This window comes from Vibrio sp. Y58_MX_L22 (genome assembly GCF_024181865.1).
Taxonomy (GTDB): domain Bacteria; phylum Pseudomonadota; class Gammaproteobacteria; order Enterobacterales; family Vibrionaceae; genus Vibrio; species Vibrio alginolyticus.
In genome coordinates this window covers 90,117-107,789 of sequence record NZ_JAMZAN010000001.1, presented here as the reverse complement: position 1 = coordinate 107,789, position 17,673 = coordinate 90,117, and the positions used below count along the sequence as shown (strand labels likewise).

15 protein-coding genes are annotated in these 17,673 nt (G+C 43.3%); 9 read left to right on the top strand and 6 right to left on the bottom strand.

The features are described 5' to 3' along the window. The first annotated feature begins 5 nt into the window (after positions 1-5). From fdh3B to NL626_RS00405, 6 genes are all read left to right on the top strand, one after another. Positions 6-614: a formate dehydrogenase FDH3 subunit beta gene (gene fdh3B, locus NL626_RS00430; protein ID WP_005377536.1), complete on the top strand. Its 609-nt coding sequence runs from the start codon at positions 6-8 to the stop codon at positions 612-614. Between the two features lie 14 nt (positions 615-628). Next, complete coding sequence (locus NL626_RS00425) at positions 629-1,681, top strand: formate dehydrogenase subunit gamma (RefSeq protein WP_005377534.1); 1,053 nt, start codon at positions 629-631, stop codon at positions 1,679-1,681. After that, on the top strand, positions 1,665-2,081 hold the full coding sequence (locus NL626_RS00420) for a membrane protein (protein WP_005377532.1): 417 nt from the start codon (positions 1,665-1,667) through the stop codon (positions 2,079-2,081). The genes NL626_RS00425 and NL626_RS00420 overlap by 17 nt, the downstream gene beginning before the upstream one ends. 423 nt (positions 2,082-2,504) lie before the next feature. After that, positions 2,505-6,890, top strand: a complete 4,386-nt coding sequence (locus NL626_RS00415) for an RHS repeat-associated core domain-containing protein (RefSeq protein WP_044129419.1) — start codon at positions 2,505-2,507, stop codon at positions 6,888-6,890. A gap of 1 nt (position 6,891) precedes the next feature. Then, positions 6,892-7,782: an immunity 49 family protein gene (locus tag NL626_RS00410; protein ID WP_025766647.1), complete on the top strand. Its 891-nt coding sequence runs from the start codon at positions 6,892-6,894 to the stop codon at positions 7,780-7,782. Between the two features lie 342 nt (positions 7,783-8,124). After that, a complete protein-coding gene (locus tag NL626_RS00405; RefSeq protein WP_130544947.1) occupies positions 8,125-9,345 on the top strand; it encodes an ammonium transporter in 1,221 nt (406 codons plus the stop codon). A 32-nt stretch (positions 9,346-9,377) separates the two neighbouring features. Here the strand turns inward: NL626_RS00405 and NL626_RS00400 are convergent, their stop codons facing one another. Then, the gene (locus NL626_RS00400; RefSeq protein WP_165401620.1) at positions 9,378-9,551 is read right to left on the bottom strand and encodes a hypothetical protein; all 174 of its coding nucleotides are present in this window, start codon (positions 9,549-9,551) and stop codon (positions 9,378-9,380) included. 118 nt (positions 9,552-9,669) lie between these two features. Here NL626_RS00400 and cobB point away from each other — a divergent pair, with 118 nt between their 5' ends. Further along, positions 9,670-10,401 (top strand): Sir2 family NAD+-dependent deacetylase, encoded by a 732-nt coding sequence (cobB, locus tag NL626_RS00395; RefSeq protein WP_253656882.1) that lies wholly within the window; start codon positions 9,670-9,672, stop codon positions 10,399-10,401. A gap of 88 nt (positions 10,402-10,489) precedes the next feature. Here cobB and NL626_RS00390 read toward each other — a convergent pair whose 3' ends face one another. The 5 genes from NL626_RS00390 to potA form a co-directional block, all read right to left on the bottom strand. Then, positions 10,490-11,527 (bottom strand): extracellular solute-binding protein, encoded by a 1,038-nt coding sequence (locus NL626_RS00390; RefSeq protein WP_005377521.1) that lies wholly within the window; start codon positions 11,525-11,527, stop codon positions 10,490-10,492. Between the two features lie 249 nt (positions 11,528-11,776). Beyond that, positions 11,777-12,808, bottom strand: coding sequence for an extracellular solute-binding protein (locus NL626_RS00385; protein ID WP_017634902.1), 1,032 nt, complete (start codon positions 12,806-12,808; stop codon positions 11,777-11,779). Between the two features lie 102 nt (positions 12,809-12,910). Then, positions 12,911-13,681 carry a spermidine/putrescine ABC transporter permease PotC gene (gene potC, locus NL626_RS00380; RefSeq protein ID WP_005389180.1) on the bottom strand — a complete coding sequence of 257 codons (771 nt, stop codon included), beginning with the start codon at positions 13,679-13,681 and terminating at the stop codon, positions 12,911-12,913. Then, positions 13,681-14,541 carry a spermidine/putrescine ABC transporter permease PotB gene (gene potB / locus NL626_RS00375; protein ID WP_136977053.1) on the bottom strand — a complete coding sequence of 287 codons (861 nt, stop codon included), beginning with the start codon at positions 14,539-14,541 and terminating at the stop codon, positions 13,681-13,683. The genes potC and potB overlap by 1 nt, the downstream gene beginning before the upstream one ends. Next, positions 14,522-15,637, bottom strand: a complete 1,116-nt coding sequence (potA, locus tag NL626_RS00370) for a spermidine/putrescine ABC transporter ATP-binding protein PotA (protein ID WP_238967065.1) — start codon at positions 15,635-15,637, stop codon at positions 14,522-14,524. Before potA ends, potB begins: the two co-directional genes overlap by 20 nt. A gap of 400 nt (positions 15,638-16,037) precedes the next feature. Here potA and NL626_RS00365 point away from each other — a divergent pair, with 400 nt between their 5' ends. Both NL626_RS00365 and NL626_RS00360 read left to right on the top strand, forming a co-directional pair. Then, positions 16,038-16,835, top strand: coding sequence for a hypothetical protein (locus NL626_RS00365; RefSeq protein WP_005377508.1), 798 nt, complete (start codon positions 16,038-16,040; stop codon positions 16,833-16,835). Next, a complete protein-coding gene (locus NL626_RS00360) occupies positions 16,828-17,664 on the top strand; it encodes a glucosaminidase domain-containing protein (protein WP_253657045.1) in 837 nt (278 codons plus the stop codon). The genes NL626_RS00365 and NL626_RS00360 overlap by 8 nt, the downstream gene beginning before the upstream one ends. Positions 17,665-17,673: the final 9 nt, after the last annotated feature.

Genomic DNA, 17,673 nt, shown 5'->3' with positions numbered 1-17,673 from the left:
TGACAATGGCACGAATGAAATTTCTATGTGACACCAAGCGCTGTATCGAGTGTAACGGCTGTGTTACTGCATGTAAAAACGAAAACGACGATGCGCTTGAATGGGGCATTCAACGTCGTCGTGTGGTAACACTAAACGACGGTGAAGCTGGTGAAAACTCTATCTCTGTTGCTTGTATGCACTGTACCGATGCACCTTGTATGGCAGTTTGTCCAGCAGACTGTTTCGAACATACCGAAGACGGCATCGTTCTTCACAATAAAGATCTGTGTATCGGTTGTGGTTACTGTTTGTTTGCTTGTCCGTTTGGCGCACCTCAATTTCCTAAACAAGAAGCGTTTGGTGAACGTGGCAAAATGGATAAATGTACTTTCTGCGCGGGCGGCCCAGAAACAGAGCCTGGCTCTGAGGAAGAACGTCAAAAATACGGTGCGAACCGTATCGCAGAAGGCAAGTTACCGATGTGTGCATCGCTTTGTTCAACTAAAGCGCTGCTTGCGGGTGACGCAGAGAAAGTCTCTGACATTTTCCGTCAACGTGTGGTAGAACGCGGCGCGAAAAACGCAGGTTGGACAGACGGAAACGATCTTTCTTACGATGCGACGAAAAGCTAAGTAAGGAGAGGCACATGTTAAACACGCTTAAACGTGCATCTCTAGCAATGCTGTCAATGATGACGGCATTGCTGCTGACTTTCGCAATGCCTGCTTCAGCAGAGGAACAATCTTCTAAAGTTATTCAACAGGAGATCACGCAACTCGCCGGGGCAGACTATTGGCGCGAAGTCAGAGAGGGGCAAGAAGGCTACACCACGTCTCAATCGCCAGAACATGGCGTATTGATCAGTAAACCTGGTGAGACTTGGTACATTCTAAAAGAGAAATGGATGTCTCCAGCGGGTGCTGTCGCGATTTTCGGCAGTATTGCAATGGTAATCATGGCTTACGTATTCGTTGGTCCTTTGATGCTTAGCAAGCCGCGTACTGGTAAAAAAATGAAGCGTTGGTCTCGTTTAGACCGCGCGCTTCACTGGAGTATGGCGTTTACATTCTTAACGCTGGCATTCAGTGGTTTGATGCTGGTTTACGGTAAGCACTTCTTAAAACCGTACGTTCCTACTGAGTTCTGGGGCTTTATCGTCATGTTGGCGAAGCAGTACCACAATTACATGGGACCATTGTTCTTCATTTTACTGATGCTCGTGCTCTTTAAATGGTGGCGCAAGTCGATTCCAAACATGACAGATGTTCGTTGGTTTATGAAAATGGGCGGCATGGTTGGTAAACACAAAGGCACACATCCGTCAGCTGGTTTCTCAAACGGTGGTGAGAAGGCAATCTATTGGTTGTTAATCTTCTTTGGTGCTATCGCGGCAGTGAGTGGCTTAGTTCTGGACTTTCCTATCTTTGGCCAAACTCGCCGTGACATGGAGCTTTCTAACTTAGTTCATGCGATTTCGGCGCTGATTCTAATCTGTGGCTTTATCTTCCACATCTATATTGGTCTATTCGGTATGGAAGGTGCGCTAGAAGGCATGGTGACAGGTGAAGTTGATGAAACATGGGCGAAAGAGCATCACGATCTTTGGTATGAGGAAGTGAAGTCCAAAGAAGCGATGGGTGAAACAGATACGGCACAAACGGAAGTAAAAGGAGCGAAAGCGAATGAACAAACCTCATAACGGGATTTGGGTTGCGTACATCCTGAGCTGTCTGACCCCGTTTACGTTTCTGATCTCAGGCGTTATCGCAATTATCTATGCGGGTTACCGATTAGATAAGGGAGAAGACAGCGACGTAGTGATTTCTCATTACTACGGTTTAATTCGCACCTTCTTTCTCTACCTGACGTTTTTTGTTGTGTTGATCGTCACCGTCGCGACTTCTAACGGTGTACTCGTTGGCGTGAGTGATTATTGGTTGCATAGTACTTTGCTTGAAACCATCGCTTACTTTATTCCTTGGGTAGGGATGGTGTTTGCTGCATTAGCCATCTTGGTGTGGTTTATGCGAATGTTTCAAGGGATGCAGCAACTGCTCAATAACCAACCACACAGACCATCGACAGGTCCAAACCTTTAATCAGTATTCTTTAAGCAAAACCGCCGTAATAGGCGGTTTTTTTGTTGCTGTTTTGTCTCAAATATGAAGCGTTGAGTCGCAGTGGTGATACTTGATGCAACTTATTGAGTGAATTTACGTAACTGGGCAGAAAATCATAGTTAAGTAAGAAACATGTAAAAAAATCGCGTCACGATGAGACATTAGTCTCACTCACGCTATTGTTCATTTACTCAGGATTCATCGTCCCGTTAAAGTACGCTGCGCTCAGAAATTCAAAGAGTTGCATACGTGAAAATTGCCATCAATACATTCAGTCTACGCATACAGAGGAATCTCTATCGGAGGATGTTTGATTAAGGCATCTTGCTCTCACAAATAAAAAGAGCGAAACGAGCATTAAATGATGCGGCAAGGTAAGAAAAGGACAAACACGTTACGGCTATGATCCCTCAATTCGTCATTCCTATCACGAATCGCTTTGGCGAAAGTTATCACTTCTCTGGTCAGTTACTTACTAGCGGCGAACCTAAAACATTCGTGACCAAACAAGAGGCAATAGAGTTTCTTGAGAGCTTTGGTGAGCTTGACCTTCGCTCTGTCGAGGACTTGTTCTATGCGATTGGTCAATTCAAGCCAAACATACCTGACGGTGAGCTTACTTCCCAACACTATAATTCAACGTTTGCCAATGCTTTGGTGAACGGTGACTTGCGTGTCGCTCGAATTGTACCTACCGGCGAAAACTACGCACTCTCGTCAGCGGTTACGCCTCCACCGACGCAAAATACCGTCAATGCAAAACCATCGAAGGGAAAGGGGAAGTCGAATAAAAAGAGTGGCAGAAGTGCCGCATCCGCCAAGCCTCAGCAACAAAGCAGCGAAAAACATGAGAAAGCCGGTGATCCTGTATCACTTGTGACGGGTGAAGAAATTCTCGAACTCTATGATATCGAGCTACAACAAGGTACTACTTGGCAGCGTACTTACCGCTCTTCGCAGTCGGATGTAAATCATGGAATGGGCTTTGGTTGGCGACATGCATTTCAGTTTGAATTACGCGAAAAGACGAACGAGAAAGACAATGTTATCGCTTGGGAGTTTGTTGACGATAAGGCCGATATCACAGAATTTGAGCCAGTAGATATTGGAGCAACAAGTTATCAAATATACGCTGGTGCGAGCTGTTATTTCCTGAGCTCAACAACTCGGATTGTAACGCTCGCGAATGGGCATCAATATCGATTTGAACAGAAAGATGATCGTTGGGTTGTTAAACAAGTCAGAAATGGCACGTTTTCAACGTTTCAACTGCAGTATTCTCGAAACCATCGATTGATCGAGATTGCATACAACAAGCGTCCGGTTCTTGAATGTCAATATGATAAGCAAGGACGCCTTGTAGAACTGCTAAATGCAAAGTCCCAAAAAGTTCTGACAACTTATACCTATGATGAGCATGATGATTTGGTCAGTGCAACTAATCATTTAGGCTTAAAGGAACAGTATCAATACCGCGGGCATTTAATTGTTAAACGTGTACGACCAACTGGCTTTACTCATTATTTTGAATGGGATGGCGAAGGTGCAAAAGCGAAATGCATCAGAAACGTTGGGGACGCAGGAATTTATGACTATCGCTTCCATTATCAAGGAAATCACTCTTCTTATTCTGACTCGTTAGATCATCAATGGTCTTTCTTGCATGACGAGCAGGGTAACTTACTCGAGAAAATAAGCCCCACAGGTAAAACTTGGCGATGGCAATATGATGAATTAGGGCGAAAAGCGCAAGCTATCTATCCTGATCAGTCAACGGTCAATTATCAATATAATCAGCATGGTCAATTAGTTTCTAAGTTTCATTCCTCTGGCAAAGAAATTCAATATGGTTATGACGGCTTAGGTAAGTTAGTTAAAACGGTTTCGCCAGATGGGGATATCGAGAAGGCTTACTACAATAGCCTCGGTCAAAGAGTTTGGGATACCGACCAGTTTGGCTGTGTCACGGAATATGATTACGATAAACACGGGCAAGTCGTCAAAAAAGAGTCTGAAGATGGTAAGAAAAGTCAGTGGTGGTGGGATGAACAACAAAGACTTATCGCGAATGAAATAGACGGTACATTACTTCGTTATAGCTACAATGAAGAAGATTTAGTGAATGGCGTTGCTTATCCCGATGGGTGTATTGCTCAACTCGCTTATGATCAATTTGGCAGGCGTACATCAGTTCGTTATTTTAACGACGAAGACAAAGTCGGTTATAGCGAAGAATATTCTTACGATGAGCACAGCCGTGTTGCTCAGATTCGAACGCCAGCAGGCATTACCTCATATCAATGGGGAGCACTCGCGCAACAAGAAGCAGTCATCTTTCCCGATGGCAGCCATATTTCTTACGAATACGATCAACAACGTAACCTGACTAAATTAGTTCGGAGTGACGGCTTAGAGTTCGAATTCCTGTATGACGATGAAGGCCAGCTGTCAGGAACTGTCGGGTTTGATAATCTACAAAGCCAATTTGATTATGACGATATGGGGCGGATCCATCGTAAGCAAGTCGCCGATAGGACGGTGCTGTATCGCTATGACGCTGCGGGTTATCTCAAGCACGTCAAAGCAGGAAATGGTAGCAGTATTGTAGAGAACCACTTCAATTATACGCTTGGTGGGCGACTTACTTTCGCATCCAATCGCCATCACACATTGCAATACCAATACTCTTCATTCGGGCATTTAACAAAGCGCATTCAAGGCCAGTTTGAGATAGCGCAGGAGTTTAACAGAGTTGGCCAACGCGTATCTCAGGTACTGCCAGATAATACGGAGCTGAACTTCTCTTATGATCGATATGGGCGTTTTTCAGCGATTCGGTTTGGAAACCTAGATTTACCTCAAATCAAATTTCATTACGATGAAATGGGACGAGTTTCCCAAATTGAAACGGCATATTTTAATGAGCGCATCATTTATGATGGTGTTGGTCGTTTGGTTGAACAGCATTGGCCAGATAGAGAGAAAAAGTACGTTTACAATGCGCAAAACCGTATTTCATCAATCATTGATAATACGGCAGGAGCAACACACTATCAGTACGATGCCTTAGGGCAACTTAAACGAGTCAATGCTTCCGGAGATGTGACTAAATTTGAATACGATAGTTTTGGCAATCCTACTTTGCCATCTTCAGAGGTATTCGTTGATCGTATTGAAGTACACGATGGTGTCCGGTTCAAATATGACGCGCAAGGAAACCAGACAAAACGTGAGGGGCAAGGACATGTTCAGACTCGCGTATTTGATGCGTTAAATCAGCTCATTGAAGTTCACACCGACGATGGCATCAGTCAATATGAATATGATGCATTAGGGCGCAGGACGAAGAAAATTACACAACAAGGCGTTACGGAGTTCCTGTGGGAAGGTGAACGTTTAATTGGTGAACGCTCTTCAGGTGCTTTCCGTTGGTACCTATATCAACCAGAAACCTACACGCCAGTGGCACTGCTAGAAAATGACGTTATTTATTGGTACCAGTGCGATCAAGTTGGTAAACCAGAGCGACTAATCGATTGCGAGGGGAATGTTGTATGGAGTGCCAGCTACGATGCTAACGGCTTTGCTCATGTACATATTGAAAATGTAGCAAATCCACTGCGTTTTCAAGGACAGTACTTCGATCAAGAAACCAACTTACATTACAACCTCGCTCGGTATTACGATCCTAAACTAGGACGTTTTATCCAACAAGATCCGATATCTATTGCTGGTGGTATTAATCATTACCAATATGCAGTCAACCCTATCCAGTGGATTGATCCAACAGGTTTCCTTTGTGAAGAAGGGCTAAAACGCTTGGGTCAAATGTTGGCAGAGTATCAGGCGCAAAGCGATGTCCCCCAAGAGGTTTGCGATCAGATTTTAGAGGCAGCAAAAGAATCATCCGTCGGAGAAGATGGCGTTCGCTCGCAAGTCAAAATCCGAAAACCCAAAGGTAAAAATCATATTCGATATGAATACGATTTAGACCATATTGATTGCGAAAGAAACGAGATTACTTTTTATCGTCATATCAATCATTCAGATGGCAGCCGACACGAAGTGCAGTATGTTGTTGGGATTGAGGAGTTTGTCAATGCGCATGTTTTTGACTCAGAGAAAGTTGGCGGGGAAGAAGGTTGCACGATCTTTACTGAAGATCTTGTGCTAAATAAAGCAGAGTATAAAGAAAACTCTGAACTCAATACGAGTGATTATGAGCTAACAGAAAGAAACAAAGCAAAAATTGATGAATGCTTGAAAGAGCGTCAAGAGGCAATGGGCGCTCGATCTGGCGAAGAGGGATATAACGCTCAAATTGGTAATATTAACCAACAGTCTGCAAAAATAGGTGAGTTGGCCGCGGATGACTTTGTCCGGAGTAAACGTCCTAATGCTAAGCTGCTTCATCCCAAAGATATTGGAACCTCAATTTCGAAGCCGGGCGATTTTGATATGGTTTACGAGGTGGAAGAGCCGCCACCAGGTGAAATTATAATTGTTGAGGCCAAAGGAGGGAGCAGCCCGCTGGGCAGCCGCAAGATTGGAAATATGGCATATCAGCAAGGGACAACGGAATACACTGCAGAAATCACCAGGCTAATGTCGAAAAATAAAGAAGGAACGACTGAAAAAATAGCAGCAAGAAAAATTCAACATGCAGCTTCGTTCGGCATACCTATTCGATATATACATACTCAAACAAGCATCCCTGAAAGTGGAAATGCCTCAGACGTAATAGTAGATGCGGCAGAGTTTAAAATTGATTCCAAAGGACTAATTTAAAATGCAAAGTAAAGTTGTAGAACGCAAAGCAAATCCTGAGTTGAGTGAAAGTGGAGTTTCTTCTGAGAAAGAATTCATCAATAAGATATTAGATCAGCGCAAAGAAGGTCTTAAAATCAGGCGAGAAAACTTGGTTAGTTTTGGTGATTTTGCCATTGACCAGGTTCGCTGGTATACATGGTTTCAAACTTCACATGAAGACGAACAAATTTGTACATTACGTCTTTACGAAACTTCATTGATGGGTGCTTGTTATCATAGACTTGCTATGAATCCCAATGATGAACTAACTATAAAGATTCTCGACTATCCTGAAGTAAAGTGGGACGGGGAGGGTATTTTAAAAACGGGGTGCATAAATCCTAATAGATGGATTGATATGTATTTCATATCGACAATTGTGCGTGACAGGCCAAGTTTAGACGCATTGGCGAACTTTCCAACTTCTTTGATGAGACAGAGCTCTACCAAAGCGGGTGAGCTGTCTTATATGTTAGTAGACGTAATTCAGTCGTTCCATCAACGTACAGCAGACTACCCTGATAAACTGGTGGCCGCGATGGACGCGGCAGTTGCTCAGGGTGATGATTGGGCGTTAGAAATCGCCATGGGTATTTTGGAAACTTTTGCTGCCCTGACAACTGACATCGGTTATGACTTTGAAGAGGTACTCATTAAGAACCTACAGTTCCAAGAGCAATACCAAATGAGGCTCGATAAGCCAGAGGACTTGATTTCTATAGAAACTTTCATATCTTTCCCTCTTCTTGGCATGGCCTGTATGTGGTACGACAAAGGCAACCGTTTATCAGTTGAAACTGGTTGGCTTCCTCCTTATCTCGTCGAGGGGCGTTGGCTAGAAGAAGTAAAAGCAGGGAAGATCACTCGATAAACTCCTTTAGTTAGCAATTCCGTATATAAGCCACCTCTCATGGGGTGGCCTTTACGTTTATCGTATAAAGTTTGCTGTTTGTTGAGCTATATGGTGCGCATTATGTTGGTGCACTAAAACCACATTGGTGCATTTATTAGCGTGTTAAGCACCATTTCAAGAATGCATAATTTTATTAAAGTTCATACAAAACAATAAATTAAAGTGTAAGTGTTAGAAATGTAAATTATGGAATGAGAATTGCTCTGTTAGACGCTCTATAAACTAAGCTCACCAAATTGGTGATGAGCCTAACTTTGATGCACAGGATAAGTGCGCTACAGATCAACGGAGACAATCATAATGAGTGTAACTGCCAATCAGGTACACGGCGCTGTACAAACTCTCACGCAAAGTTCCGACACACTTTTCTTACTACTTGGCGCAATCATGGTCTTTTTGATGCATGCTGGTTTTGCTTTTCTTGAAGTAGGAACCGTGCGCCAAAAGAACCAAGTTAATGCTTTAGTTAAAATCTTGGCCGATTTCGGTATTTCCGCCATTGCGTATTTTTTCATTGGATACTGGGTCGCTTATGGCGGCACCTTCTTTGCTGATGCAGAGACATTATCTCAAGGCAATGGTTACGAGTTGGTGAAGTTCTTTTTCTTGCTGACCTTCGCTGCAGCGATTCCTGCTATTGTTTCTGGTGGTATCGCAGAGCGAGCTCGTTTTTATCCGATTCTAATCGCAACATTTTTCACTGTCGGTATTGTATACCCACTATTTGAAGGAATGATCTGGAACGGAAACTTTGGCGTTCAATCTTGGTTTGAAAATACCTTTGGTTATGGCTTCCACGATTTTGCAGGTTCAGTCGTTGTGCATGGTGTTGGCGGCTGGATAGCGCTTGTTGCTGTCGTGTTTTTGGGCATGAGAAAAGGCAGAGTTCGAGCAGGAAAGCACACCAACTTTGCACCTTCGAATATTCCGTTTTTGGCTTTGGGAGCTTGGGTCTTATGTGTGGGGTGGTTTGGCTTCAACGTCATGTCAGCTCAAACTGTGTCAGGCATAAGTGGCTTGGTGGCTATGAACTCATTGATGGCAATGGTCGGGGGCATTGTCGCGTCACTGTTGGCTGGTAAGAATGACCCTGGCTTTATTCATAACGGCCCACTAGCTGGCTTGGTTGCTGTATGTGCGGGCTCAGACTTAATGCATCCTATCGGTGCTTTAGTGACAGGTGCGATTGCTGGCGTGCTATTTGTTTATCTTTTTACCCACCTACAAAACAAAACCAAGATTGATGATGTGCTAGGTGTCTGGCCTTTACACGGTGTATGTGGCGCTTGGGGTGGCATTGCCGCTGGGATTTTTGGTCAAAGCGCATTGGGTGGGCTAGGTGGCGTGAGCATTATCGTTCAGCTTCTAGGAACGCTTTTGGGTCTTTCCATCGCAGTGCTTGGTGCACTTGTAGTCTACGGCGCGATTAATACCAGTATGGGACTGAGGCTTTCAGAAGAAGACGAATTCAATGGCGCTGACCTAGCCATTCATAAAATATCTTCGACCAACGAGGATTGAGGCCAATATGGGAGCGGCATAAAGCCGCTCTTTTAGCAATTGCCTTTCTTGGCTTGGCCAGGAGGACAGAAATTACCATTACCTCGATGGTCATCATCATTGGTGCTGACTCTTACCTTTACATCATCGACTTCGCCTTCAACATTGGTAAGTTGACAGCCTGCCAAAGTCATAAGCAATATAAACGCTAGAGATACTTGTCTCATTGCTGTTCCTCTTAAATTGTAATTCTAATAGTGACCATTGCGACTATGGTCTAATCCATATTACTACTGTTGCTATTCTTTCAGTGTTAAGCTAATGAAAAAACAGCAAGGATGAGTTATGAATTTCCCTTATAGAAATATTGTAGTACTTACTGGTGCAGGTATCTCGGCCGAATCTGGTATTCAAACATTTCGTGCGCAAGATGGCCTATGGGAGAATCACCGTATCGAAGATGTAGCAACGCCTGAAGGGTTTGCTCGCGATCCGAACCTTGTTCAAGATTTTTACAACCAACGCCGCAAGAAACTTCAAGATAATGCGATAAAGCCTAATGCAGCGCATGAAGCATTGGGTCGTTTAGAGGCTGAGTTAGAAGGTAAAGTGACGGTCATCACTCAAAATATAGACAACCTTCACGAAAGAGGAGGCAGTCAGAATGTGATTCACATGCATGGTGAGTTGCTCAAGGCGCGCTGTAGTGAATCTAACCAAGTAGTAGAGCACAATGAGGACATTAAGACAGGCGAACTTTGTCACTGTTGTCAGATCCCTTCACAAATGCGACCACATATTGTTTGGTTTGGTGAAATGCCACTGCGAATGGGTGATATCTACGCATCATTAGAAGAAGCAGATTTGTTTATTTCTATTGGGACTTCTGGCGTTGTGTATCCCGCAGCAGGTTTTGTTCATGATGCAAAAATGCACGGCGCACATACCATTGAAATTAACCTAGAACCTAGTGCGGTAGAAAGTGAATTTGAGGAAAAACGCTACGGAAAAGCAAGCGTTGAGGTTCCAAAATTAGTTGACGAGATACTGGCTCTAGAAGGAAAAGAAAGAGCGTAATAACTTCAACAGGAAGAGTTTTTGTCTTGTCATTAAGAACAAAAAAGCGGCTCATGAGCCGCTTTTTCATATCTTTAAAACTAACGAATTAGTTGTTCACTTTTAGCTTTTGGAAGTACTCATCGTACATTACGCTCGCTTCGCCAACTTCATCTTGCCAAGTACCGCTGTCCATCACTTCTTGTGGTGGGAAGATGCTTGGATCATTAGCAAATTCTTTCGGTAGCAGATCGTGTGCCGTTTTAACTGGCGTAGGATAACCAATCTCAAGTGCAATCTTAGCTGCGTTCTCAGGACGTAGTAGGAAATCGATCATCTTATGAGCTGCGTCAACGTTCTTCGCACCAGCTGGAATTGCTAGGCTGTCCATCCAGAAGATAGTGCCTTTTTCTGGCCAGATGATGTCGATGTTCGCGCCTTCTTGACGAGCCATGTATGCAGAACCGTTCCAAAGCATGCCTAGTGAAACTTCACCCGCAAGGTAAGGGTTTGCAGGAAAGTCTGAGTTAAATACTAATACGTTTGGCATTAGCTTTTTCAGTTCTTCGTAAGCGGCTTTGATTTCTTCTGGGTTAGTCGTGTTTGGTGAGTAACCAAGCTTAGTCAATGCAATGTGGAATACTTCGCGAGAATCATCCATCAGCATTAGTTGACCTTCCCACTTGCTATCCCAGAAATCATCCCATTTAGAAACCGATGACTTGTCTAGCATGTCAGCATTGATACCAATACCGGTCGCACCCCAAATGTATGGGATAGAGTAGTTGTTGTTCGGATCGAATGGTTTGTTTAGGAAGTTAGTATCAAGATCGGCAAAATGAGATAATTTCTCTTTGTCGATCTGTTGTAGCATGCCTTCTTTACGCATTTTAGAGACGAAATAGGTAGACGGTACTACCAAGTCGTAACCAGAACCTTGAGTTTTTAGTTTTGCGTACATACTCTCGTTAGATTCGTATGTAGAGTAAATAACTTTGATTCCGGTTTCTTTTGTAAAGTCTTCAAGAACTTCGTTTGGAATGTATTCCGACCAGTTGTAGAAATACAGTTCTTGATCAGCAGCCATTGCAGGGGTAGCGATGAGCGTCGCTGCACATAGAGCGCTTGCGTAGAATTTACTTTTCATTTGTTTTCCGTTTTGTTTCGCGATTGGACAAGTCAATACTAGCTGGAGTTATCAAGTTGAGCCAAATCGCAGTAAGCACAAATATGTTCATTTAGCTTGAATATCGTTGTCTCCTTGTTATGAGACGATAAATCTATGATACCAAGACAAATAAACCTAGCAACGCGCGATTATATCAGCCTAAGACAAAAATAGGCAGCGTATTGCTGCCTATTTTCCTATGGTTGATGACTTGTTACACAAGCTAGATTATTGTCCCGCTTTCAGCTTGAGGAAGTAATCTTCGTATTTAACGGTTAGATCACCAACCGCATCTTGCCATTCAACGCGGTCAAGGTCTTCTTGAGAAGGGAATAGTGGGGCAACGTCTTTAAACTTAGCATTCGATTCCTCCACCGCCGTTAGGTAGCCAGTATCACGAGAGATTTGCTCTGCGATTTCTGGGCGCAGTAAGAAGTCGATCATCTTGTGAGCGGCTTCTACGTTCTTCGCACCGGAAGAGATAGCGAAGTTATCAACCCAGCCTATACCGCCTTCCTTAGGAAAAACGAGTTTAAGGTTCAGGCCTTCACTTTGTGCCGCTGCGGCGCTACCGTTCCAAAGCATACCAACGCCCACTTCGCCAGACATGTAAGGTGCGCCTGGGTTGTCAGAGTTGAAAACTAGAACGTTTGGCATCAACTTTTGTAGCTCAGCGTACGCTTCATCGATTTGCTTAGGGTCTTTTGAGTTACCTGAGTAGCCAAGTTTACGCAGAGCGATATGGAACACTTCACGAGTGTCGTCCATCAACATTACTTGACCTTCAAGCTCAGGCTTCCATAGATCAGCCCAGCTTTGGAAGTCGTTTGGATCGTACATGTCTGCGTTAACCGCTAGGCCTGTAATCGCAACAACGTGTGGGATAGAGTAGTCGTTACTTGGATCGTAAGGCTTGTCTAGGTAGTTTTTATCTAGGTTGCCGAAGTTTTTCAGCTTAGTCTTATCGATCTTTTGTAGCATGCCTTCGTCACGCATCTTCGCCACGAAGTACGTTGAAGGTACTACTAGGTCATAACCTTGGTTATGAGTTTTTAGCTTTGCATACAAAGTTTCGTTCGACTCGTAAGTCGAGTAGATCACTTTGATGCCAGTTTCTTTAGTAAATTGCTCTAGGATATTACTGTTGATGTAAGGACCCCAGTTCATAAATACTAGTTCTTTATCATCCGCTGTCGCTGTACCAGAGAACAGAGAAAGCGCACATGCACTACCAGCTAATAGAGTAGCCCATTTTTTCATTGACGTTAGCTCCAAACCAAACGTTGTCCAATTTTGGACGATAGATAGAAAAACAGAATGGCATGTAACCATTCTGTTTCGTGATGTTAACAGGTGCGGATTCTACTTCACTTTTTCTCTTGCTAGCAACTGAGAAATTACTACCAAGACCAAAGAAACAATCAACATCACCGTTGCTAGGGCGTTAACTTCCGGTGAAATGCCCACCTTAACCATTGAGTAAATCTTCAATGGCAAGATTTCGTATGTTGGACCCGTTACAAACGAGCTGATGATCACATCGTCCAAAGACAGGGTAAAGCTCAATAGCCAACCTGCGGCAACCGCTGGTTTAGCGAGAGGAAGGATGATCTGTTTCAAGATAACCCACTCGCTTGCACCAAGGTCTTTTGCTGCTTCCAACATTTTCACATCAAAGCCATTTAAGCGGCTGTATACAGTTACCACAACGAATGGTAGACAAAAGGTGATGTGAGCAATCAATAGTGTAAAGAAGCCAAGCTGTGCGCCTAATACTAGGAACAGAGCAAGTAATGAAATCGCCATTACAATATCGGGAGACATCATCACGACAAACAGCATGCCGTTTACCGCACCTTTACCTTTGAACGAGTAACGGAATAGGGCAACGGCCGTTAAGCTACCAATGATGGTTGCTGCTGTCGCTGAGAATACCGCTACATTCAATGAATGCCATGCAGCTTGCATTAGGCTGTCGTTATTTACTAAGGTTTCGTACCATTTCGTGGTGAAACCACCCCATTTCATACCAAATTTGTTGGCATTAAATGAGTTAACAATTAAGACGATGATTGGCAGATACAAAAATGCATACACCAGCGCCATAAAGCTAAATCTAACTGTGCGTCCCATTAGTCTAGCTCCACTTTCTTATTCAATAGTTTGCCTGCTCTGTAGTAAGCGTAAAGCATCACAGCCATTGCGAAGGTGAGGGCGATACTGGTCGCAGCACCAAATGGCCAGTCACGAGCGTTCAATACTTGGCTCTTAATAACGTTACCAATCAGTAGGTTCTTCGCACCACCAAGAAGGTCAGAGATGTAGAACATACCTAGTGCTGGTAGCAGAACCAACAAACAACCACCGATAATGCCAGGCATTGTAAGAGGTAGAATCACTTTCGTAATGGTTTGGAACTTGTTCGCACCAAGATCTTTCGCCGCCTCGATATAAGTGTTGTCCAACTTCTCGATTGCCGAGTAAAGCGGCAGAATCATAAATGGAAGCAGGATGTACACAAGACCAATCATTACTGCTGTTTCGGTGTACATAATACGTAATGGCTTATCGATGATTTCCATCGCCATTAATGATTTGTTCAAAATACCTTGTGTACCCAGAACAATCTTCAGGCCGTAAGTACGGATAAGAGAGTTTGTCCAAAACGGTACGATAACTAAGAACAACATGAATGGGCGCCATTTCTCTGGCATTTTCGCTATGATGTAAGCAAATGGGTAACCAATGATTAAACACAACAACGTCGCCACAATCGCCATGTAGAACGAGTGCATCAGCACTTTCGCATACAAGGGGTCGAGTAGACGTAAGTAGTTGTCGAAAGTAAATGTCATTTCGATTAAGTTTGCTTCATCACGCGTTAAGAAACTCGTACCGATAATCATCACATTTGGTACCAACACAAAGAGTGTTAACCAACCGACGATTAAGGTAATGATCGCGTTTTGAAGATTAATCTTCTTGCTTATCATTGAGGACTACCTCCCAGCTCTCAACCCAAGTGATAGCGACTTTCTGGCCAAGTGAGTGGTCCACATCAGGATCATCTTCGTTAAAGAATTCGCTAACCATTACACGCATGCCTGAATCCAATTGGATAACTGAATCAAGCGTCATACCTTTATAGGTACGCTCTGTTACGTGACCTACGATGCCTTTTTCTTCAAACTCTTTGATCTCTTCGATACGTAAGTCTTCTGGGCGAAGTAGTACTTGCAGTTTTTCACCTGCTTGCGCTTCCTGATCGTAGTAAACAACAGACTCAACACCTTCGATTTCTGCACGGATACGTTTCTCGTCGATACGCTCTAGCATGGTTGCGTTGAATACGTTGATCTCACCGATAAAGCGAGCAACAAATAGGTTCTTCGGCTCTTCGTAAATCTCACGTGGAGAACCATCCTGCTCGATAACACCGTCGCGCATTACAATAATGCGGTCAGACATCGATAGGGCTTCTTCCTGATCGTGCGTAACGAAGATAAAGGTAATACCAAGTTGACGCTGAAGTTGTTTAAGCTCGATTTGCATTTGCTTACGCAGTTTGTAATCAAGTGCAGATAGAGATTCATCTAGCAGCAGTACTTTTGGTTTGTTAACAACCGCACGCGCAATGGCGATACGTTGTTGCTGACCACCAGAAAGCTGATGAGGCTTACGCTGTGCCATTTTTTCTAGGCGCACCATGCGTAGCGCTTCCATTACTCGTGGTTCAATGTCCGCAGTAGGCGTTTTCTGCATACGAAGACCAAAAGCGACATTCTCATATACGGTCATGTGTGGAAACAATGCGTAACTTTGAAATACCGTGTTGACGTGCCTTTGCTCTGCAGGAACCTGTGTTACATCCTGGTCATCCAAAATAATTTGACCGTGATCTGCCGTTTCAAAACCTGCAATCATGCGTAAAACTGTTGTCTTACCACAACCAGAAGGCCCGAGAATCGTCAGAAATTCACCATGATTAACATCCAGATTTAAATTACCGATGATTTCCTTACCATCGAAACTTTTACTAATACCAGATAAACGAATAACTGGCTTTCCTGCTTGCGGTTTTGCGTTCAACGTCTGTATTTCCCCCACGTTCAAGCCGGGATTATCCCAGCTGATGTGACACTAACCATTCACTTTTGAGGCGCGCATCATAATCACCAAAAGTGTGAAATTAAAGCATTTTCTTATCTTGAAACAGAAATAATTTTGCAGGAAAAAGCCATCATTCCTTACCATACTGTTTTTATGAGATTAATTGGCATCTAAACACAGTTTGATAGCACTAAACTTTGTTCAACAATTGTTTCAATTTCATGACTTTGAAAGTGGTTAATTATCAACCATACAGTTGAGATTGCAAGGATTGTAGGTGAGTTGTGATGTTAGATGTGGAAAGATTTCTTTATAATGACGATTACATTAATTGACTGGAATTCCAGTCAAAATTTTACAAGTTAGTCTTGGATAAACTATGAACGACGATTTTGAGAAAGATTTCAATCTTGGGGGGAGTGTAGAGCGAGCTTTGTCTGGCAACTACGAGCTTAAAGCTGGCGCGGTTTTTAACGAAGCTTGGCGAGCAACCATCCAGCACTTTTTATCATTTTCTCCTGCCATTATTGTATTGCTTTTTGTCCAGTTAGGTATTTTCTATATTGCATTAAAACTGCAGTTGGGCGATTTGACCGTTATTCTTGATGCATTTGAGAACCCAGAGTCGTTCACAAACGATATTGTGTCTTCTATTTATGTCGCGAATTTCAGTTATGAGGTGATTAGCGCACCAATTTATGCGGGGATCAGCTTGATGGCTATGAGCCATGTCGCTGGCCTGAAGACTAAGTTGCGCCATGTTGGAAAGGGGTTGCAGTTCACCATTCCTGTTATTCTAGCAACGCTCATGAGCTTAATGCTACAAGGTGTGGTTGGTATGATTTTTCCTTTACTGTCGCTGTATCTTTCCTTGGCATTTAGTCACTCTATTTTGTTGATTTGTGAGAAAAGGGTGCCACCAATGCAAGCGTTGCTGTTATCACTTCGCGCAATCAACAAGAAGATTTTTGTGGTCGCGGGGCTTTACTTAGGCGTGATGTTAATGTTTATTATTGCAGCAATGTTCTACGGTATTGGCTTGATTTTTGTGCTGCCATTCTTCTTCCATTTGAAAGGCATACTCTACCGCGAAATGTTTGGAATTAAGCTTAAGATCGTTACAACACAGAAAAACGATAATGATCACGATGGTAACTCACAGGTGTTTGATGCCTAATTCTTTGAAATCAATAAGTTTACGAGTGGCGGCAACCTGTATAGCCGCCACTTTTATTTCTATAGGCCCATATTTGCACTACGAGAAACAGTTTAAATATGTGGAAAATCCTGACGTACTCTCTGGCAAGATTAAGCATGTCGATTTATCACACTTGCCATACATCGGTGATATCCCAGACTTCAATTCAATAAAAGATACGAAAGAGAAAAAAGCAGCTTTTTTTGATTTTTTAAGGCCTAAAATTGCTCTTGAAAATCAACGAATTCGTCATGAGCGGGTCTTTCTTACCTCTTTAAAGGTGGGACAAGTGACGCAAGAACAACAAGAGTATGCTCAGCGGTTATCATCTCTGTATTCGTTGCCCTTGAGTAACGATAAGATTGATCAAGCATGGCTAGACGAGATGCTTGTGCGAGTGAACGTCTTACCTGAAGCCTTGGTTCTAACTCAAGCGGCAAATGAATCTGCGTGGGGCACTTCTCGTTTTGCTACTCAAGCAAACAACTTGTTCGGCCAATGGTGTTATAAAAAGGGCTGTGGAATTGTTCCAGCGCAACGTGGCGCTAACAAAGTTCATGAAGTTGAAAAATTCGATTCTGTACAACAGTCTGTTCATGGCTACTTTATGAATGTTAATCGAAACCCAGCGTATGCAGACCTGCGTGAAATCAGAACATCTCTGGCTGAAAAGAACAAGGGCTTGTTAACGGTTGCAACCGCGTCAGAGTTAACGCATGGGTTGCTAGCCTATTCTGAACGTGGCATCGCCTATGTACACGATCTTCGCGCTATGATTCGTCATAACAACGCCTACTGGACGCAATAAAATAACGGA